The organism is Ancylomarina subtilis (assembly GCF_004217115.1).
In the GTDB taxonomy this organism is placed as follows: Bacteria; Bacteroidota; Bacteroidia; order Bacteroidales; family Marinifilaceae; genus Ancylomarina; species Ancylomarina subtilis.
The window spans coordinates 1-20,108 of record NZ_SHKN01000005.1 but is presented as its reverse complement, the minus strand read 5'-3'; the positions used below and the strand labels follow the sequence as shown (position 1 = coordinate 20,108).

Below are 20,108 nucleotides of genomic sequence, written 5' to 3'. Positions count from 1 at the left end.
CTATATGTTAACTAGATTTAGCTATCTTGTTGATATGTAATGTAATTTATAGTTGAGTAATAAATCATAATTGAATAACTATGCTGAATAAATTCATCCGTTTTTTCCTCGAGAATAAACTGGTTACATTTCTGGTACTTACTATTTTTATTTCTTGGGGTATTGTAACATCTCCGTTCGGGTGGGATACAGGTATTTTACCTAATGATCCTGTTCCTGTTGATGCCATTCCTGATATTGGAGAGAATCAACAAATAGTATATACCGAATGGCCAGGTCGTTCGCCTCAGGATATCGAGGATCAGATATCTTACCCATTAACAACTTCACTACTGGGAATACCTGGTGTGAAAACCATTAGAAGTAATTCCATTTTTGGTTTATCAAGTATCTATATCATATTTGATGAGGAAGTGGAATTCTATTGGAGTCGAACCCGAATTTTAGAAAAACTAAACTCGCTTCAATCAGGTACTTTGCCTGATGATGTTGCTCCAGCTTTAGGTCCTGATGCCACGGCTTTGGGTCAAATTTACTGGTATACACTTGAAGGTCGAGATAAAGACGGAAATCCAGCAGGCGGCTGGGACCCTCATGAATTGAGAAGTCTTCAGGATTTTCAAATTCGTTATGCTTTAACATCAGCCTCAGGCGTCGCTGAAGTCGCATCGATTGGGGGGTTTGTAAAGGAATATCAAATTGATATTGATCCACATGCCATGAGAGCACATGGTGTGAATGTGGCTCAGATAATGGCTGCTGTAAAGAACAGTAACCTTGATGTTGGTGCTCGTACCCTTGAGTTCAATCGCGTTGAATATTTGGTGAGAGCCTTGGGGTATATAAAAAATCTTGAAGATCTTGAGAAGTCAGTTGTTACAGTTCGTAATAATGTACCGATACGATTGAAGGATGTTGCCAAAATCAATTTTGGTCCGGCAACTCGTCGTGGTGGTCTGGATAAGGGTGGAGCAGAAGCCGTTGGTGGTGTTGTTGTGGCACGTTATGGAGCCAATCCTTTGGAGGCGATTGATAATTTAAAAGCAAAAATTGCTGAGATTACACATGGTTTACCATCTAAAACATTAGAAGATGGAACGGTTTCGAAAGTAACCATCGTACCTTTCTACGATCGTACTGGTCTAATTAAAGAAACGCTTGGAACCCTTGAAGAAGCCATATCGCTGGAACTTTTAATCAGTATTCTGGTTGTGATCGTTTTGGTTATGAATCTTCGAGCTTCATTTTTGATCTCTTCTTTATTACCACTTGGGGTTTTAATCACCTTTATTACCATGCGTCAGTTTGGTGTTGATGCCAATATTGTGGCTCTTTCGGGTATTGCCATTGCAATTGGTGTGATGGTGGATGTGGGGATTGTCTTTACCGAAAATATCATTAGGCATATTGATATGCCAAAGAATCTAGGAGCCAAGGGCAAGCAATTGCTGAATGTGGTGTACGAAGGTACAGTTGAGGTTGCAGGTGCTGTGATTACGGCTCTTACAACGACTATCGTCAGTTTTCTACCTGTGTTTGCTATGGAAGCAGCCGAAGGAAAACTCTTCAGACCCCTTGCCTTTACAAAGACTTTTACCATGCTTGCAGCCCTTTTGATTGGACTTATTATTATTCCAACTCTGGCTCATTTAATTTTTTCAATACGAGTAGATAAAAATAAGTATAAGAAAATCTGGAGTATCTTTTTGATTGCAGCAGGTCTGCTTATTGCAGTTTTTTCAGGTTTTTATATTGCCATTGTGATTTCTGCCTATGGATTAAATAGTTTAATGACTGATAGATGGAATGAGAGTAAAAAATATTTAGTAAATGTTATCAATATTGCCATTACAATTGTGGTGATTGTGTTCTTCCTGACTAAGGCTTGGATGCCAATGGGTGCGCAATACAGTATGTTTGCTAATTTCATGTTCGTTATCCTGATTGTTGCTTTGATTTTAGGATTGATGTCAAGCTTTGTATATTTCTACTCAAGAATTTTAACTTGGTGTTTAAGTAACAAATGGAAGTTCTTGAGTCTGCCAATCTTAATAGTTCTATTCGGTGTAACTAGCTGGCAAGGTTTTGATAAGATGTTTGGTTTTGCACCAAATTTTGTGAAAGAAATGGCCCTTTATCAGAACTTGGATAAAAAATTACCAGGTATTGGAAAAGAATTTATGCCATCATTGGATGAGGGGTCTTTCTTACTGATGCCTACAACCATGCCTCACTCGGGTATAGCAGAAAACCTTGAGGTTATTCGCATCCTTGATAAAAAACTGAATAACATACCAGAAGTAGAATCTGCAGTGGGAAAATGGGGACGTGTGAATTCTGCACTCGATCCTGCCCCAACCTCTATGTACGAGAATGTGATTAATTACAAATCAGAATACATTCTAAACGAGGATGGGCATAAAATGCGTTTTAATGTAGATCGTGATGGCGCTTTTATTTTAAAAGATGGATCGGTTTATAATCCCAAGGAAGAAGGATTCCGTTTGATTGCAAAGGAAAACTTAGTGATTGACAAAAACGGTGAATATTTCCGTCAGTGGAGAGATAAAATCAAATCACCTAATGACATTTGGGATGAGATTATCAATAAGGCTACGATACCTGGTTTGACCTCAGCTCCCAAGTTGCAGCCTATTCAAACTCGATTGGTGATGTTACAGACTGGGATGCGTGCGCCAATGGGAATTAAAGTTTTTGGACCTGATTTGGAGAGTATTGAAAAAGTTGGCTTCGAATTAGAGAAACTGCTTAAACAAGTGGAAGGTGTAAATGGCATGTCTGTTTTTGCAGATAGAGTGGTTGGGAAACCTTATCTGGAAATGGAGATTGACCGGGATGCCATTGCTCGTTATGGTTTATCCATAAAGAATATGCAAGCGGTTATCAGTTCTGCCATTGGTGGTATGAAATTGACCTCAACAGTTGAAGGGCGTGAACGTTTTCCTGTGAGATTGAGATATGCACGTGAATACCGTGATAACCCAGAAGCTTTAAAGAAGATTTTGATTCCAACACCAACAGGTGTTCAGATTCCTTTGGGAGATTTAGTTGTATTCCATTATGTTCGTGGGCCTCAAATGATCAAATCAGAGAACACTTTTCTTGTTGGTTATGTGATTTTCGACAAAAAAGCAGGCTTTGCTGAAATCGATGTGGTAGAGAATGCTCAGAAATATCTTAATGAAAAACTAGAATCTGGTGAATTTATGTTGCCAGCAGGTGTCTCTTATGTCTTTACAGGTAATTATGAGAATCAGATTAGAGCGACCAAGCGTTTAATGATTGTGGTTCCTGTATCACTAATGATTATTTTCTTGATTCTCTATTTCCAGTTCCGATCGGTTGTTTCGACCTCGTTGATATTTTCTGGAATTATCGTTGCGCTTTCAGGAGGATTTATCATGCTTTGGCTTTACGGTCAGACATGGTTCTTAGATTTTTCTTTGGGAGGAATGAATTTTCGGGACTTGTTTCAAGTTCAGACCATTAATCTGAGTGTCGCCGTTTGGGTTGGTTTTATCGCTCTCTTTGGTGTAGCGACTGACGATGGGGTTTTGATTAGTACTTATATCAAGCAATTGCAAGAAAGGAAGTCTGCACAATCGGTAAAGGAAGTTCGGGAATTGATTATCGACGCAGGTTCAAAAAGAGTTCGCCCAGCTATTATGACGACGGCTACGACCATCATTGCACTTTTACCTGTACTTACTTCAACAGGAAAAGGTTCCGATATCATGATTCCGATGGCAATTCCACTATTTGGAGGTATGACCATTGAGGTATTAACCATGTTAGTAGTTCCTGTACTTTATAGCATGTGGCAGGAAAGAGGTATAAAGAAGCAAGATTCCATAAATCAAGAATAAGAGCCAAATATTTCTCCCCCCGATCCCTGAGCGGAGTCGAAGGGTAGGAGGAGTCCCCGAGGAACGAAGGGGGAGGTGGTTTTTAAATTGTTTAAAATTTACAACACGTAAGTGATTAGAAAATGAAGATAAAAAAACATTATATATCGATCTGTTTCTATCTGTTTCTATTGTTCGCGATCCCTATCTCAGGATTTGGACAAAGCGAACTTGGGAGCTATTTGGAAGAGGCTGCAGAAAATAATCCCGGACTTAAAGCAAAGTTCAACGATTATTTGGCAGCATTGGAGCGTGCACCTCAGGTAAAGGCATTGCCTGATCCGCAAGTGGCATTTGCCTATTTTATAAAACCTGTAGAAACAAGAATGGGACCACAGGAATTCAAATTCTCGGCCTCTCAAATGTTTCCCTGGTTTGGAACATTAAAGGCGAAAGAGAATCGTGCGATTCAAGCTGCAAAGGCTAAATATGAGGCCTTTGAAGAGGCTAAAGCAAAGTTGTTTCACGAGATACGAGCTACGTATTACAATCTCTATTTTAACAAAAAAGGCATTGCCATTAGTCTCGAGAATATAGATATTCTTCAGTCTTTTAGAAAGATGTCTGAGATTAAGTTAGAGGCAGGACTCGTATCTGCACTCGATGGTTATCGCATTGAGATTGAAATGGGGGATCTTGAAAACCAGCTGGCTTTACTTAAGGATAAGCAGTTTGTTTTGGAGGTGATGTTTAATAATTTATTGAATAAAGACAGTAAAAAAGAGATCTGGCTTCCGGAAGAATTATGGCGTACAGATTTGGCATTAAACAGAGAGGCCATATTAGACTCTATTCAAAGCAATAATCACCAACTTTTAAGCTTAAGTTTTCAACAAGAAGCTTTAAGTTTCAAAAAAGAGGTAGCCAGGAAGGCAGGAAAGCCTAATGTCAATATCGGCTTTGATTATATCGTAACAGGTAGGGGTGATATGAATTTACCTGGAACCGATGCTTTTGTTTTTCCTAAAATCGGTTTAACGATTCCTCTTTATCGTAATAAGTACAAGGCTATGGTGAAAGAGGTGGTTTTTCAGGAAAAAGCTAAAACTCTTGAACAGGATAACAAAAGCAATATTCTTGAGAGTCTTTTTGAAAAGGGATGGAAAGAATACCGTGATGGAGAAAGACGCATCCATCTTTTTCATTCACAACTCGAATTGGCCAGAAAAGCTTTACACTTATTAGAAACCAACTATGCGACTGGGAATATGAATTTCGAGGAAATCTTAAGAATGGAACGCAAAGTCTTGAAATATAATTTAGAATTAGAAAAAGCTAAAGCAGATAAGCAAGCAGCTGTTTCATTTATCTCCTATTTAATGGGTAACTAATTCCGAACCCCGAGTGGAGTCGAAGGGTGGCAATAAATTAATTAAAAATAAAATACGATGAAAAGTATAATCAAGAATATTAAAGAGAATTACAAGTTAGTTGTTGGTGTTCTAGTTCTAGGCTTGTTTCTAGGCTGGTTAATGTCAGGCGGCTCGGGTAATGTAAATACATCAGAACAGGGGATTGAGAATCATGAAGATCATAATCATGAGAGTGCAGATCCTCAAACCTGGACCTGTTCTATGCACCCACAAATCAAGCAGGATAAGCCTGGTTTGTGTCCAATTTGTGCAATGGATTTAATTCCATTAAAAAGCATGCAGTCAGGAGGAGATGATGTGGATCCAAATGAAATCGTCATGTCGGAATCAGCAGCGAAGTTGGCTTCTATTCAGACTATAAGAGTAGAAAAGGGAACCCCAATTAAGACAATCAATCTTCAGGGAAAAGTTCAGGTTGATGAGCGAAATATTTCAGAATTAACGGCACGTTTTGGTGGTCGTATCGAGAAGCTCTTTGTCAATTATACGGGGCAACAGGTTCGAAAGGGAGAGAAACTTGCCAGCATCTATTCTCCGGCATTGCTGAGTGCGCAGAAAGAGTTGTTAGAAGCAATTAGTTTTAAAGAAAGTCGTCCAGGTTTATATACCGCTGCTAAAGGCAAATTGAAGCTTTGGGATTTAACAGATACGCAAATTGCAGCGATTGAAGAAAAAGGAGAGCCTCAGGTCTATTTCAATATTTTATCACCCATTACGGGAACCGTAAGTATGCGACACGTTGCTTTGGGAGATTATGTGAAAGAAGGGAAGGCCTTATTTAAAGTCGTGGATCTTTCAAAGGTTTGGGTGATGTTTGATGCTTACGAGAGTGATCTGCCTTGGATTAAATTGGGAGATAAAGTCAATTTTAATCTGAAGAGTTTGCCAGGGAAATCTTATACGGCAAAAGTGACTTATATAGATCCTTTTATCAATGGGAAAACCCGTGTGGCTAAGGTTCGCTTGGAGGCAAAAAATAAGAATGGTGTTTTAAAACCAGAAATGTTTGTTCAAGGTGTTTTGGAATCAAAAATTGCTGGAAACAGCAGTGAAATCATGGTGCCTAAATCAGCGGTTTTATGGACAGGGAAACGATCAGTGGTTTATGTGAAAATTCAAGATCGTGAATCGCCTTCATTTCTATATCGTGAAGTTGTTTTAGGACCGGAAGCAGGTGCCTATTATGTGATTTCAGAAGGCTTAGAGGAAGGTGAGGAAATTGTAACCAATGGCGTGTTTAAAATCGATGCTGCTGCTCAATTGGTTGGTTTACGAAGTATGATGAACCCGGATGGTGGTGCTGCTCCTGTAGGTCATAATCATGGAGATATGGGAATGGATCAATCCAAACACAAAATTGAAAACTTCGATGTAGATGTGAAATTTAAAAAGCAATTAACAGCATTTTATAATGAATATTTAGTGTTAGCTAAGGCTTTTGTTACTTCTAATTCATCGGAAGTGAAAAAGGTATCACAGACATCATTGTCAAAATTGGGAGGCATCGATATGAGCTTATTAAAAGGTGACGCTCATATGTCTTGGATGGCGGATCTAAAAATACTTGAATCCAAATTGAAAGTAATTGCATCTAAAATGGATATTGACCTTCAACGAGCTGCTTTTGCAGATTTTAATCTGACATTTTACAAAAGTGTGAAATCTTTTGGTTTGAATAAAGTAACAACATTCTATCAATTCTGTCCAATGGCGAATGGGGATAAAGGAGCATATTGGTTAAGTAATTCTGCAGATATCCAAAACCCTTATTTTGGTGATGCAATGATAGGATGTGGTGAGGTAAAAGAAACCATCAAATAGTGATTTCTAAGTAAGGAAGGAGCAATTGCTCCTTCCTGAATTATAAACTAAAAAAGATATCATGAATATTATAAAAGAAGCAAATCTCCAAATTCGGAACAAAGAGTTGATCGTACATTCAATAGTTGGTCTGTTAATTGGTTTTTTTATTCTGCACCCAATAAGCATGCTTATTTATGATTTTGATACAAATGGGACAGATTATAATTTAATTAGTTTGGGAAAAACAATTGCAGAAAATATTTCTCACACCTTTAGTTTGCATATGATAGGAATGTCTATTGCCTTCTCTGTACTTGGAGCTACTATTGGAGCTGGCTCTGGGTTATATTATAGGTCTTTAAAAAAGAAGAATGGGCTGCTTCATGGAAAAAGGAAGTTGTTACAACAAAGTATTCCTACACTTATAAAAAATGGAGAAAGTGAGTTCGTTGAATTTAAATCTTCTCTCAGACACGATTATCGACAAGTTAAAACCAATAAAAACCTTGAGGGAGTAATTCTAAAATCAATAGCTGGATTTCTTAATGCTAATGGTGGAACTTTAATTATTGGTGTAGATGATGAGAGTAATATTTTGGGATTAGAAAATGATTATTTAACTCTTAAGAAAAATAATAAAGATGGATTCCAACAAAGAATAATTACGATAATCGCTAATGCTTTTGGCCGCAATATATGTTCTTATGTTCATATCTATTTTCATCGAATTGATGAGAAAGAAATTTGTACTGTTGTTATAAAACCATCTGAAAGACCAGTTTATTTAAATGAAAATAACCGAACTGTTTTTTACTTAAGAACAGGTAATGTAACGAATCCTCTCACGACTAGCGAAACAGTTAGGTATTTACAATCGAGTCAAACTTTAAAGAGCTAAGATTATGAAAGCAACTGCAATAACAGTTTTATTAGTATTATTTTTTTGTTTTACAGGATTTTCACAAATCAAATATGAGGGTAAAATGGATTCGAAATACAAGTCTATTAAATTGGAAGATGGATCTTTTAAGTATGTGAAGTATGATAAAAAGAATCAAACGATTTACATATATAATTTGAATAACACACTTTGGAAAAAAGTGAAGCTTCCACTACCTGAAAATCATTTCTTAGATGAGGTCAAACTTATCTCCCAAAAAACATTCAATAAGGACGAAGAAGTTGAGCTTGTATATTCTTGCGTCGAATATACTATGTCAGATAATTATGAAGATCCTGCTGAAGAATATTTCAAAATCAATTTTACACTCAATGTAATCACTGAGAGTGGTGAATCTTTGTTAAGGGTTGAAAATAGTAATGAAATGGAGATAATTACAACTGAAGGAGGAGTCAAAATGCTTGTTTATAAGCATGTTAGTGAAAGGTTTAATAATGGAGATGAAACACTAATTTATAATTTGCCTTAATTATATAGTTATGGAGAATGATTTAAAAATAATTGAATTCATCGCAGAAAGCAATTTGACAACTTTTGAAATAACATCTCTATACACTCTTTTTTTTGGTATAGATGGGGTTGTTGATATGTTTTGCTATCAAAATATAATAGAACTAAAATATAATTGCACTAAGATAAGTAAAGTTGAAATGTTTCAATTTATCGTGGATCTAGGGGTTAATCAAGAAAAATTTAAGCCAAGAGAATTACATGATGACTTCTTTTTAACTCTAAAGTCGTCTGTGTCAAATTTCTATTAAAATGTTTTGTTTGGGTGCTAGTTTACTATAGCTAGCAAAGGTTAGGTTAGTTTTTGAAGAGTGGGGACCATAATATGGTTTAAAACTAATTTTGGTCCCCTAATTTTCTCTACTATAACTTAAAATAAATTCATCCTTAGGAGTGACTTAGGGAAATAATTTATTGAATCTAAAATGATTTGATTCTCATATTCTGATTGTGGATGGGTAGTTGTGGCAAGTCTGTGAAGGGTTATTTGTATTAGAAATTGACACCATGAACGATATATTCGCAATAGTAATTTTATCTATTTCCTTTTTTCAGGTACCCTAGGTTTTGACAATATAGCTTGATAGAAATCAAACTGGAAAATTGTCTTTGAAATAATAGCCAACAAATTTAATATGCCAATAGGCACATGTTTAGGTGCAAGGTGTTGGTAGTCAGATGAAGATTTAGTGTTGTGGGGTTGTCAGTTTTATAGTTCCAATTAGGGTTGGATACCCCTTGACTTGATTGAAAATTACTAAAATTCACGCTATGAATAAAGAGTTCAAAAAAAATCATGAATGTTGTTCAGAGGAAGCAAAAAAAACAAATTCTTTTCAAGGAGTTTTCTATTGCCCTATGAAATGTGAAGGTGATAAGGTGTATTCCAAAGGAGGGCAATGCCCAGTTTGCAATATGAACCTGATTTCTGTGAACAAAAAAAATAATCAGGATCATGTTCATCATCAAAGGAACAATAGTGAAAATCTTGATATATCCAATGGTACATATTTTTGTCCTATGCGTTGTGAAGGAGATAAGATGTATGCTGAACCCGGTGATTGTCCAGTATGTGGAATGCACTTGGTTGCTGAAAAGGAAACTGGATCTAGTGATGACAATGCATATCAACAGATGAAGAAAAAATTTCGACTTGCTTTAATTTTGAGTATTCCTGTTTTTATTATTGCGATGTCTGATTTTTTTAGTTTTCTACAGTTAGATTTAGTTGCTTCTAAATTCTTTTGGGGATGGGTTGAATTTATTTTAGCGACTCCAGTTGTCTTTTATTCGAGTAGAGAATTTTTTATCCGTGGTTGGAAATCGATTCGAACCTGGAATCCGAACATGTGGACTTTAATATCAATTGGAGTCGGTAGTGCATATATCTTTAGTGTATTAGCTCTTCTAATTCCGGATATTTTTCCTAATCAATTTAAGGATTCTTTAGGAAATGTTCATTTGTATTTCGAAGCTGCCGCAGTAATACTCACGTTGGTATTGCTTGGTCAAATGCTCGAGCTAAAAGCTCACAGTAAAACCAATGCAGCAATAAAGGCCTTACTCGATCTGTCTCCTCCGATTGCTCATAGACTTAAAGATGGAAATGAAGAAGAAATTCCACTTGAACTGGTTCATATCGGTGATGTTTTAAGGGTTAAGCCAGGAGAAAAAATACCAGTTGATGGCTTTATTATTCAAGGTGAAGCTGTAATAGATGAAAGTATGATAACTGGTGAGCCAATTCCAGCTGAAAAAAGTAAAGATGATAAAGTTACTGGAGGTACAATAAATGGTAAAACATCTTTCGATTTTAAAGCTGAAAAGGTTGGTTCTGATACGCTTTTATCTCAGATAATAGCGATGGTAAATGAAGCCAGTCGTTCAAAAGCACCAATTCAGAAGTTAGCTGATATAGTAGCCAAATATTTTGTAATTGTTGTACTTGCTATATCGATTTGCACCTTTATTATTTGGGCAATATTCGGTCCTGAACCTGCATATGCATACGCATTTATTAATGCGGTTTCGGTTTTGATAATTGCGTGCCCATGTGCATTGGGATTGGCTACTCCAGTCTCTATTATGGTGGGAACTGGGCGAGGAGCGCAATCTGGAGTATTAGTTAAGGATGCAAGATCAATAGAAGAAATGAATAAAGTCGATATTTTAATTGTTGATAAAACAGGAACTTTGACAGAGGGAAAACCGACCCTTAAAACTTATCAATCATTTAATAAATTAAGGAATTCGGATGTATTGCAGTTAGCTGCTTCAGTTGATGCACTAAGCGAACATCCAGTGGCGGAAGCCATTGTGAAAGGTGCCATTAATATTGATATTAAGCCATTACCTGTTACCAAGTTTGAGTCGCTAACAGGAAAAGGGGTCAAGGCATTTTGTCAAGGAGTGAACATTAGTCTTGGAAATCAAAGATTGTTAAGAGATCATAATCTTAAATTGACAGATTTACAGGAAGAGCTCGTTAAGCAAAAGCAAACCGAAGGCGAGACAGTTATGTTTTTAATTGCGGAAGATCAATTGGAAGGTATAATTAGTGTGTCCGATAAATTAAAACCATCATCTAAGGAAGCTATCAAAAAGCTTCAAGCAATGAATGTTAGGGTTGTGATGTTAACAGGTGATAATGAGAATACTGCGAGAACAATATCCGATGGATTGGAACTCGATGAATATGTTTCTGATTGTTTACCTGAGGATAAATTCAATAAAGTAAAAGAATTGCAAGAACAAGGTCATATCGTGGCTATGGCGGGTGATGGTATAAATGATGCTCCTGCACTTGAGCAAGCCAATGTTGGTATTGCTATGGGAACAGGAACTGATATTGCCATGCAAAGTGCCGAGATTACTCTTGTGAAAGGTGATCTTAATGGTATTGTTCGTGCAAGAGATTTAAGTATTCGTGTAATGCGTAATATCAAACAAAACTTATTTTTTGCATTCATATATAACGCTTTGGGCATTCCTATTGCTGCAGGTCTTTTGTTTCCATTTTTTGGGGTTTTATTAAGCCCTTTAATCGCAGCAGCTGCTATGAGTTTTAGTTCAGTTTCAGTTATTACAAATGCTTTACGCCTTCGAAAATCATAAACGAAGATTATGATTTTTAGAATAATAACTTGACTTAGATAGATTATGAAATCTCTAGCATTCACAAGGATTACAGTACTGCTTATTCTTGAGTTGGGATCTAGGCTTACTCAGAATACATGTGGGTAAAATGGTCTACGAATAAGGAGTATTATCTAAGAAAGAAATAATAAACTCAAAGAAACACGACCACGATGATGAAAAACAAAATGATGATTATCACAATCATTGATAAAATTGAATGAATCATGACGAAATCAAATCGAAAAAAACTAGAAAAAAATATTTCCCATAAAAAGGGCAAAGCACAAGGATTAATAATCCTTGGTTTACTGGTATTCCTTGCTGGTATAATTGTATATGGTCCAGTGTTGAATAGTGATGATAAAATGGATTATTCCTCATTTGAGGGGGAAATAATTACCGATAGTATGGTTTGTATGCTAAGAGGAGATATAAAGAGTAGACCAACCTTACCGATTGAAATTAACAGTAAAACCTATTGGGGCTGCTGTCAAAATTGTTTAGGCAAATTAATGAGGAATGAGAACAATGCATTATTCGCATTGGATCCGTTCTCGGGGCAAAGTGTAGATAAAGCTGATGCCATTATCCGACAGGATCCTCAGAATAACAAAAGAGTATTTTTCTTTAAGTCGAATGAGACTTACAACCAATATTTAAAAATAATTAATAAAAAGTAATGTTATGTACAGAAAAATGTTAAGTCTAATCTGTTTTTCCTTCTTAGGAATAACCTTAAGTGTAGCGCAAGATGTAACTGAATCTTTTAAGGTTTCAGGGAATTGTGGAATGTGTGAAAGCCGTATTGAAAAAGCAGCTTCATCAGTGGATGGGGTTACCAGTGCAGATTGGAATAAAGAGACAAAGATGATTGAAGTCGCTTTTGATAGTTCTAATACTGACATCCATAAAGTGCATATGGCTATTGCAAATGCAGGGCATGATACTGAGATGCACAAAGCAAAGGATGAGGTGTATAGTGCACTTCATGGGTGTTGTAAATATAATCGAATTGATCTTTCTCAAAAGGATAAGAAGAAAGGTCATAAACACGCTAAGGATTCTCATAAAAATGGAAAAACTCATGATTCTCATTCAGGTTGCGGTCATTCTGGCGATCAAAAGAGTAATTCAGGCTGCTAGTGTTTAAAATTATTATTAACGATAAAAAATAGAAATTATGAAATTAAAATTAGTAGGATTAATCGGTTTGTTTTTTGTTAGTACTTTGAGTTTATCTGCTCAAACAAAGAACGTTAAGTTTAAAGTTTTTGGTAATTGCAGTATGTGCGAGAAGCGAATAGAAAAAGCTGCTCTTGCTGTAGATGGTGTGACTATAGCAGATTGGAATAAAGAGACTAAGATGATTGAAGTCGCTTTTGAAAGTTCTAAAACGGACATTCACAAAGTGCATATGGCTATTGCCAAAGCTGGGCATGATACGATGATGCACAAAGCTAAAGATGAAATTTATAACGAGTTGCCAGGATGTTGTCAATATGAAAGAGCACCTGAAAAAGAAGAAGACCATAGTGGTCATAAGCATTAATGGTATTTATATTCCCGGACTTTAATCCAAAAGTTCGGGAATTCAATGCAGAACAGAATATCTTTTGATTTTTTTTAATAAAAAGTATCATACACAATGGACGAATCTCACTTAAATAAAAATCAAAAAAAAACAAGCTGGGTTGTTGTTTTAACTTTCCTGACAATGCTTGTTGAAATATTTTTCGGTATTACATCTGGCTCAATGGCACTACTTGCAGATGGAATTCATATGGGGTCTCATGTACTTGCTATTGGATTAAGTTGGTTAGCATATTTAATAGTAAGAAGGGTTTCTAGAAAAGGTAAATTCACGGGTGATAAGAATAAAATTCTTTCTTTATCTGGATATAGTAGTGGATTAATGCTTCTAATATTTGCGATAGTAATCATGGTAGAAGCTATTGAACGCTTTTTTTATCCTGTATCCATAAATTTTAAGGAAGCTATCTTTGTTGCAATTATTGGTCTTATTGTAAACATTATAAGTGCATTTTTATTGCATCATGACCACGAGCATTCAGATCATAATATTCGAGCAGCATATCTTCATGTTATTGCTGATGCACTTACAAGTTTATCTGCTATACTGGGATTGACAGTAGCCATGATTTGGGATATTCCATTTATTGATACAATTGCAGCCATCTTAAGTTCACTGGTAATTATAAAATGGGCAATTGGATTGCTTAAAGGCTCAGGAAGTGTATTATTGGATATTGAACAAAAGCATCATTCGCATGGGCATCATCACTAAAAGTGTCCAGAAGATTTTATCCATTTAAATTAAGGTTAATAATGCTTAAGTAAACGAAATTGAAATAGTATGACTTGGCCGGTTTGGAAAGTAATTCATGGTAAGTGGGGTTCGACTGAAGAAACATTAAAAAAGGATCTTCAAAAAGGAGGTTTTACCATTCAAAAACGATTTTTGATCTCAAAAGATTCATCTGAGAAATTTGGGATTCAAGCAGAAATTTGGATACTTGATTCCCACGATTATATTCAGTATTCTATAGATGCATTCTATAATGATCTGGGTATTTGGAAATTAAAGATAATCCAGCTTCGAAATGATCTAATTATTATAGAGGCAGACAAATCAGATGCCTCAATTTTTATAAATATGAATCCTAACCAAAAGGATTTACACAAGATTATCGACGAGAAATTAATTAAAATCGTATTAAAAGTATAGCGTCATATTCATGCATATTTTTAAGAGTGTCTTATGTTAATATGATTTGCTAGGATTAAAATAGAAAAGACGATAGAATGTCACAAATTATTTAATATCCCTAATTCTTCTAATTTTCTAAAAAAATAAGATTCACTCATTCCAATTTTTGTAAGATCCCATTCTAAATTGTTTTTCAGCAGTCTCGTATCTTTTATATAATTCTCGTACCTCAACAATATCATCGAGGGCTGAGATGGCTTTAATACCCTTTTCAATTGTATCGGTAAGTCTTCCATTTTTTCTAATTTTTCCCTCAGTAATTTCTCTACATATTTGTTCAGATCGTTTCTGAGTATCTGATCTGATTTTGTCTTTTCCAATTTCAAAGCTTCTTGATTCTTCTTTTTCAGATTCTCTAAATTCGATTGATATTGTATTTGTTCTTTCTTGTTCTTCTTTAAGATTATTTTCAGTTGATTTTCTAAGTCGGATAAAATTATCTCGTTCGATATTTTCAAGTTGTTTAGATCGTTCTGGTAGATCTTTTCTTCTTTCTGAAATTCGTTTAATGTTATTTTGTTCTGTTCGTTTAAGTTCTCCAAATTCTTTTCTAAGTTCTTCTTTGTTTTCTTCAAAATGGTTTGACACTTCATTCCATTTTTTCTGCTCTTCCAAAATTCTGTCAAGTACACTTTTCTTGTATTCGATAGCGCTGTCAATGTCTTTAATTTTTGAACTTCCTCCGCCGTTAATTTCTTGTTGTTCTCTGTGAGCTTTCTCAAGTTCTCCTTTTTTATTATAATATCTTGTTTCCAAATTTCCACTTGTTTCTCTAAGTTCTCGCTCTTTTTCTTCAAGCTCACTTTCCTGTCCTCGATATTTTTGTTGTATTTCTTCTCTTCTTTTATCTTGTACTCCTCGCAATTGTTCTCTAGCTCCTTCTGTATTTCTCTTAACTCTTGATGTTTCTGATCTAATTCCATCTTCAATGCCTCTGTAGTGTTCAGATTCCAAACATCGTTTAATTGATCGTATAAGGTTGTTAATTCGTACTGATCTGCACGAGATTGTTTCTTCGAAAATTCGTCTTTGGTCTTTATCAATAGGTGATATTCCTTCTGTAGATGGAGTGGCAGATTGTATATATTCAGTGCTTGATTCTTCATAATTGTATAGCCATTTAGTATGGGATGTTATTTTAAATGCTTCTTCAATATCTTCTCGTGAACTTTTGGGGACTAGTACTTGTACCGTATCGATTCCTAACCGATGGTAATTTTGTATTTTCTCAATATTTGGTTTGTGATTTGTCACGAGCTCAATAAAGAGTATTGGCTTTCCTTCGATATCAAAGAAACTGACATCAGGTTTCTCTAAAAGATATCTATCTTTTCCATCTTCATTTTTTCCATATTGTATTTCACCTTTTTTATCTTCGTAAAAAGGCATGTTAATCCTTACAGTATGGGCAGTAATGTATTTTGATTTAGCTAAGAGATTTTTGACTCCTACGCATCCTTTGGGTGGATATTTGTATAGTGTGGGGACTTTAATACGTTTGATTTCTTGTAAGACTGTTTTAGCGAATTTTTGCCTGTAGTCCACATCTGAATATGTACATTTTCTCTCTATCTTGACATCAGTTACATCGTGTCGGAAAAAAGATTTTCTATTCGCTATTTTTGTTTTTACCGCTTGCATAGGATGATCGCAGCCCATACAGTAATAGCCATTCCTTCCGCTTGGTACATCTTTAATATATACCACCTCACGTTTTATATTATGAGCATAAACATTATCTACTAGTTTATTCTTGTCATATTCAGTCTGCATAACTGTTTTATTCTCGTTGTATTGAATTTTTAATTTTTTGTTTGTTAACAAATATAGTACCAATACAATTCTGTTCATGGTATATTGGAATTAATTATGCTCAGAAACTCATTAGCATGACATTAGTATCTAGAAACAGGGAAATAAGGTTTTCTATGCAATCTACTGTTAAAATTATAATAATGAGATGTCATAAAATTAAAAGCCACAATTGTGTGGCTTTTAATTATTAAGATAATCTAACTTGTGTGACAAGCATTGCAGCAATAATAACAACCATCTGATTGTTTGTAAGTTTGCTTAGCTTTTTTAACTGCATCACTACAATTTGAATAATCTCCTACATAATGTCTATTCTCAGTATCGGGCATATGAGAACAGCCTGATTTGTGCACTTCATGATCTCCATTTGATTGTGCATTCTTGTTTACATAGTAATATGCCATACTTTTAAAATATTATTAGATGTTTTTATCTAAGTTCCAAAGGTCTAGATAACTTACCTACTCATAAAAAAGTGAAATTGCTTTACTTCTCTTTACGCACACCCTTGAAAGGAGTACCGTCCTTTTTTACATCCATAAAGCGTCCAGTTTCTGTATCTCTTTTGACATATTGATCCGTTTTAGGATTATGTGTTTGAGATCTTTTTCGGACGGCTCCATTTCTGTGTCCATCACCTTTGGGTGGGTTTGTAGCCATATCTTAATATTTATGGTTTCAACAAGTGAAGTTGCTTACTTCAAGCAATTGTGATTTCTTTTTTACTTTCAGTCAAAAGTGATATTTTTGTGTCGCTAAAAACAAATGTCTTAAATGACTAAACAGCAGACCGACACAATTCCTTCGGTCTGCTATCACTTCCCAAATTCCCTGCCACAAATCAACAATACTATGTTATAATTTCAAATAATTGTTAAGTGTCCATCGCTTGGGGATGAACAGATGATTAATGTGATATAAAAAAAAATATATTACTATAATGTATTATCAATTTTTGTCATGTTTGCTTGTGTAGTCATGACGTCTTGTCATTATGTGTTGGTGAAGATGTTTATATCTTTTGTATATAGTGAATTAATTTCGTCGTACTTCGAGTTTGTTTAAATAATTTTTTAGATTTACGTTTATTTTATTTGACAAAATAATTGTAAGGGTAATGGCAAAAGACGGAACTAATAGACTGCAATCTATGGCACAATTTTCATTGTTTGCCACATCTTATTTGCCGCTGTTTGTGTTATTGATAGCTAAACAATTCAATTCTAATTACAAATACTTTCACTTTGGAGGGGTAAATTCTGAAGCTTTTGAAATCTTTCTTACAAAATTTGGCTTATCAGTTATTTTAACCTTAATCTCCATAATTGGATATGTTGGATTCCTTTTTACAGTTTCAAATTTGGATCGTGATGTAGAAAATGGTTTTTCAGTCAAGGTAAAAGATATACGAAATAAAAACAGCGAAGCAATTAGCTATATCGCAACTTATATTATTCCATTTGTTTTTTTAGAGTTAAATAACTGGTTTGAGCTGTTTTCAATTCTGTTTTTAATATTAATTATTTATAGAATTTACATTAACTCTTCCTTAGTTTTAATTAATCCTGTATTGAGTATAAAATATTCTTTATATGAAGTTGATTATGAAGAAAGCAATGCAACAAGAACAGGGTTTATTATTTCTAGAGATAAATATCTTCAGGAAGATGAAAGAATAAAAATATACGAAATTGGTCATAAAATGTATTACTCTAAAACAATAAATAATGATTGAGAATTTACTTGAAACGATTCAGGATCTCACACCTAAGAACCTGCAATTATATTTTATAACTAGGGTTTTGAAAAAAGGGTTGAAAAAATCGGCAAAATCAATGGATAAGTTTGACTATAAGTTATATCGAGTAGATGTTAATCCTGATATAAGAGAACATTTATATGACTTGACAGTTGATCAGTTAGAGTTTATGCATAAAAAGAATTTTGAAGTCTCAGATTATGATGTGATCTCCGATGATACTCAGCAAATTTTCACTTATCAGATGAAAACGAAAGCTTTATCATTTGCTGATGTCATTTATAATGTTCTACCCAAAAAATCTAAAATTAAGACAATTCAAAATATAGAATCTATTGTTCTTGATGAGGAGATGTGGGCTTATTGTGTTGGTTTTGATAATGAGGGCGAATGGATATATACGTTTCGTAAAATTCTTTCAGGGAAAGTGGCTATTGATGAAAAAAAGGGGAGTAAAAAAGGAAAAATGAATTCTATTCGTACTTACTTTAGTACTAAGAGCAATAAGTTAGAGTTATTACATGGTGAAACAGTAAATTTGGATAAACAAATTGATTGTGTTTTCTGGGAAGATGCGTTCTATATTTTTAAGAAAACTCAATTTGAACAAATTGTTGGATTAGCAGAAGAGTTCAAGAAAGTTGCCGAAGATGTTGTGGAATCTCTTAAAAATTCTAATATGATTGAAGGCGTAGAGTTAATTTCTAAAGAAGTGGCGGAAACACCATCAATTCATAAAAAACTTGTTCGTTTGCAGAAAACTGGAAATGCAGATAATATTACTACTGAATCAATTGCTCTAATGCGTCAGGTGGGTAAAGAATTTAATCTTGAGTTAAAGTGTAAGGATGGTAAAATTCAAATTGAAGACAAAAATGATATTGATGTAGCATTAAAGTTATTGTGTGATTATTATAAAGAAGGAAAAGTATCTGGAAAAAATTATGGTACTTATGCTGGAAAACAATTGCCTGTGAATTGAATTATGTAATTCCTAATCCTAGTCGTTTTATAATATGGTCGATTCTAAACTGTAACAATTTTCTGTTGCTAACAACTATTTCTTAAAAGTAATATTTAGTTTTCGAGTATAATAAAACATCAATTGAAGATTCGTATAATAAACTGTTAGTGTTTTTTTAGGCTTGACAGCGTTTAAAGTTTGAAAAGGAAATATGGCGTTCTCTCCTCGGGCTGCTGCAAAAAGCTCGCCAGGGGTTTCCAAAATCCTATTGTCTGCTCCACTGTTTTTAAACCTCATCCTTTCTATTTTTTATTGAAATAGGTTCCACTGCCAACAGGTATTTGTTACCTAAAGTTGCTAACTCATTAGAATACTTTCGGGGTCTCACTTTTGTTGAGGCTCCGAATAAGTTTTGAGCTCAGTTCTATTATCGCAACCCTGTCATACTTTTCGCGCTCCGCCCTTCGTCGTTCACAGCAATTCCCGGCCCTTTTGTCTCGTGGCTGTTTATTATTTAAGTGTATATGATTGTTAGGGTAGGGGTGTATAAAGATTATCTATTTTTATCAAGCAAAATCCACCAGTCAAAAGTGCCTCCATTGCTCATTTTAGGCTCGCCTGCTAGGTCGGCCGCTATCGGTTTTTGTCATCTTTTTTGAGAGGCCACGGACAGTACTTGCTCTTCGTAAAATAATGCTATCTCCGCCACTGGGAATCTAATTAGTAAAATGATAATTTATAGATTCCCATTTTCTAAAAGGAGAGTCCACCGCATATTTTAACTCAATCGCAAGCCCTTTACCTACACACCTGGGCAAAGGGCAATGGCTATTCTAATATGTTTCATGATTAGTATTGATTAGATGAGGATATGAAACATAGCTGGACTTGCCCTCCACCCAGCTACAACCACCCAGCCTCAAAAAAACCGCCAAAAACCGCTGGCTGGCAATCACAAGTGCCTTGTTTTACTTGTCAGTCACGGCCTCCCACTCGCAGGCGGCTCGCGCCTTTTATGAAGCCTCGGCGTAATGACCACCAACTAGCCCCACCACCACCCATTTTTAATGC

General features: G+C 35.1%; 17 protein-coding genes. 14 read left to right on the top strand and 3 right to left on the bottom strand.

All coding sequences use genetic code 11. The annotated features are described in order from the left end of the window. The first annotated feature begins 80 nt into the window (after window positions 1-80). From EV201_RS15070 to EV201_RS15015, 12 genes are all read left to right on the top strand, one after another. Window positions 81-3,887, top strand: coding sequence for an efflux RND transporter permease subunit (locus EV201_RS15070; RefSeq protein ID WP_130308477.1), 3,807 nt, complete (start codon window positions 81-83; stop codon window positions 3,885-3,887). Between the two features lie 122 nt (window positions 3,888-4,009). Beyond that, complete coding sequence (locus EV201_RS15065; RefSeq protein ID WP_130308476.1) at window positions 4,010-5,257, top strand: TolC family protein; 1,248 nt, start codon at window positions 4,010-4,012, stop codon at window positions 5,255-5,257. 57 nt (window positions 5,258-5,314) lie between these two features. Beyond that, complete coding sequence (locus EV201_RS15060; protein WP_130308475.1) at window positions 5,315-7,120, top strand: efflux RND transporter periplasmic adaptor subunit; 1,806 nt, start codon at window positions 5,315-5,317, stop codon at window positions 7,118-7,120. 61 nt (window positions 7,121-7,181) lie between these two features. Further along, window positions 7,182-8,000, top strand: coding sequence for an AlbA family DNA-binding domain-containing protein (locus tag EV201_RS15055; RefSeq protein ID WP_130308474.1), 819 nt, complete (start codon window positions 7,182-7,184; stop codon window positions 7,998-8,000). 4 nt (window positions 8,001-8,004) lie between these two features. Continuing rightward, entirely contained in the window at window positions 8,005-8,532 is a 528-nt protein-coding gene (locus EV201_RS15050) for a hypothetical protein (protein ID WP_130308473.1), read from the top strand. 10 nt (window positions 8,533-8,542) lie between these two features. Next, the gene (locus EV201_RS15045; protein WP_130308472.1) at window positions 8,543-8,824 is read left to right on the top strand and encodes a hypothetical protein; all 282 of its coding nucleotides are present in this window, start codon (window positions 8,543-8,545) and stop codon (window positions 8,822-8,824) included. Between the two features lie 520 nt (window positions 8,825-9,344). After that, window positions 9,345-11,687 (top strand): copper-transporting P-type ATPase, encoded by a 2,343-nt coding sequence (locus tag EV201_RS15040; protein ID WP_130308471.1) that lies wholly within the window; start codon window positions 9,345-9,347, stop codon window positions 11,685-11,687. Between the two features lie 248 nt (window positions 11,688-11,935). After that, window positions 11,936-12,391 (top strand): hypothetical protein, encoded by a 456-nt coding sequence (locus EV201_RS15035; RefSeq protein ID WP_130308470.1) that lies wholly within the window; start codon window positions 11,936-11,938, stop codon window positions 12,389-12,391. 4 nt (window positions 12,392-12,395) lie between these two features. Further along, window positions 12,396-12,854, top strand: a complete 459-nt coding sequence (locus EV201_RS15030; RefSeq protein ID WP_130308469.1) for a heavy-metal-associated domain-containing protein — start codon at window positions 12,396-12,398, stop codon at window positions 12,852-12,854. A gap of 37 nt (window positions 12,855-12,891) precedes the next feature. Then, complete coding sequence (locus EV201_RS15025) at window positions 12,892-13,260, top strand: heavy-metal-associated domain-containing protein (protein ID WP_130308468.1); 369 nt, start codon at window positions 12,892-12,894, stop codon at window positions 13,258-13,260. 96 nt (window positions 13,261-13,356) lie between these two features. Next, the gene (locus tag EV201_RS15020; RefSeq protein WP_130308467.1) at window positions 13,357-14,016 is read left to right on the top strand and encodes a cation diffusion facilitator family transporter; all 660 of its coding nucleotides are present in this window, start codon (window positions 13,357-13,359) and stop codon (window positions 14,014-14,016) included. Between the two features lie 69 nt (window positions 14,017-14,085). Continuing rightward, window positions 14,086-14,457 carry a hypothetical protein gene (locus EV201_RS15015; RefSeq protein WP_130308466.1) on the top strand — a complete coding sequence of 124 codons (372 nt, stop codon included), beginning with the start codon at window positions 14,086-14,088 and terminating at the stop codon, window positions 14,455-14,457. A 132-nt stretch (window positions 14,458-14,589) separates the two neighbouring features. Here EV201_RS15015 and EV201_RS15010 read toward each other — a convergent pair whose 3' ends face one another. The 3 genes from EV201_RS15010 to EV201_RS16445 all read right to left on the bottom strand — a co-directional run bounded on the left by EV201_RS15010 (window position 14,590) and on the right by EV201_RS16445 (window position 16,974). Continuing rightward, a complete protein-coding gene (locus tag EV201_RS15010; protein WP_130308465.1) occupies window positions 14,590-16,350 on the bottom strand; it encodes a hypothetical protein in 1,761 nt (586 codons plus the stop codon). A 161-nt stretch (window positions 16,351-16,511) separates the two neighbouring features. Continuing rightward, window positions 16,512-16,718, bottom strand: a complete 207-nt coding sequence (locus EV201_RS15005) for a hypothetical protein (RefSeq protein WP_130308464.1) — start codon at window positions 16,716-16,718, stop codon at window positions 16,512-16,514. A gap of 82 nt (window positions 16,719-16,800) precedes the next feature. Further along, a complete protein-coding gene (locus EV201_RS16445; protein ID WP_165389677.1) occupies window positions 16,801-16,974 on the bottom strand; it encodes a hypothetical protein in 174 nt (57 codons plus the stop codon). A gap of 457 nt (window positions 16,975-17,431) precedes the next feature. Here EV201_RS16445 and EV201_RS15000 point away from each other — a divergent pair, with 457 nt between their 5' ends. Together EV201_RS15000 and EV201_RS14995 are read left to right on the top strand one after the other, a co-directional pair. Then, the gene (locus tag EV201_RS15000; RefSeq protein WP_130308463.1) at window positions 17,432-18,049 is read left to right on the top strand and encodes a hypothetical protein; all 618 of its coding nucleotides are present in this window, start codon (window positions 17,432-17,434) and stop codon (window positions 18,047-18,049) included. After that, window positions 18,042-19,055, top strand: coding sequence for a Kiwa anti-phage protein KwaB-like domain-containing protein (locus tag EV201_RS14995; RefSeq protein WP_207224514.1), 1,014 nt, complete (start codon window positions 18,042-18,044; stop codon window positions 19,053-19,055). Before EV201_RS15000 ends, EV201_RS14995 begins: the two co-directional genes overlap by 8 nt. Window positions 19,056-20,108 lie beyond the last annotated feature (1,053 nt).

What these genes read in the sequence shown, in the direction of transcription:
- EV201_RS15025 (WP_130308468.1), top strand. Translation starts at nt 12,892, where the DNA reads ATGAAATTAAAATTAGTAGGATTAATCGGTTTGTTTTTTGTTAGTACT.
- EV201_RS15065 (WP_130308476.1), top strand. Translation starts at nt 4,010, where the DNA reads ATGAAGATAAAAAAACATTATATATCGATCTGTTTCTATCTGTTTCTA.
- EV201_RS15030 (WP_130308469.1), top strand. Translation starts at nt 12,396, where the DNA reads ATGTACAGAAAAATGTTAAGTCTAATCTGTTTTTCCTTCTTAGGAATA.
- EV201_RS15055 (WP_130308474.1), top strand. Translation starts at nt 7,182, where the DNA reads ATGAATATTATAAAAGAAGCAAATCTCCAAATTCGGAACAAAGAGTTG.
- EV201_RS16445 (WP_165389677.1), bottom strand. Translation starts at nt 16,974, where the DNA reads ATGGCTACAAACCCACCCAAAGGTGATGGACACAGAAATGGAGCCGTC.
- EV201_RS15010 (WP_130308465.1), bottom strand. Translation starts at nt 16,350, where the DNA reads ATGAACAGAATTGTATTGGTACTATATTTGTTAACAAACAAAAAATTA.
- EV201_RS14995 (WP_207224514.1), top strand. Translation starts at nt 18,042, where the DNA reads ATGATTGAGAATTTACTTGAAACGATTCAGGATCTCACACCTAAGAAC.
- EV201_RS15045 (WP_130308472.1), top strand. Translation starts at nt 8,543, where the DNA reads ATGGAGAATGATTTAAAAATAATTGAATTCATCGCAGAAAGCAATTTG.
- EV201_RS15070 (WP_130308477.1), top strand. Translation starts at nt 81, where the DNA reads ATGCTGAATAAATTCATCCGTTTTTTCCTCGAGAATAAACTGGTTACA.
- EV201_RS15060 (WP_130308475.1), top strand. Translation starts at nt 5,315, where the DNA reads ATGAAAAGTATAATCAAGAATATTAAAGAGAATTACAAGTTAGTTGTT.
- EV201_RS15050 (WP_130308473.1), top strand. Translation starts at nt 8,005, where the DNA reads ATGAAAGCAACTGCAATAACAGTTTTATTAGTATTATTTTTTTGTTTT.
- EV201_RS15015 (WP_130308466.1), top strand. Translation starts at nt 14,086, where the DNA reads ATGACTTGGCCGGTTTGGAAAGTAATTCATGGTAAGTGGGGTTCGACT.
- EV201_RS15020 (WP_130308467.1), top strand. Translation starts at nt 13,357, where the DNA reads ATGGACGAATCTCACTTAAATAAAAATCAAAAAAAAACAAGCTGGGTT.
- EV201_RS15035 (WP_130308470.1), top strand. Translation starts at nt 11,936, where the DNA reads ATGACGAAATCAAATCGAAAAAAACTAGAAAAAAATATTTCCCATAAA.
- EV201_RS15040 (WP_130308471.1), top strand. Translation starts at nt 9,345, where the DNA reads ATGAATAAAGAGTTCAAAAAAAATCATGAATGTTGTTCAGAGGAAGCA.
- EV201_RS15000 (WP_130308463.1), top strand. Translation starts at nt 17,432, where the DNA reads ATGGCAAAAGACGGAACTAATAGACTGCAATCTATGGCACAATTTTCA.
- EV201_RS15005 (WP_130308464.1), bottom strand. Translation starts at nt 16,718, where the DNA reads ATGGCATATTACTATGTAAACAAGAATGCACAATCAAATGGAGATCAT.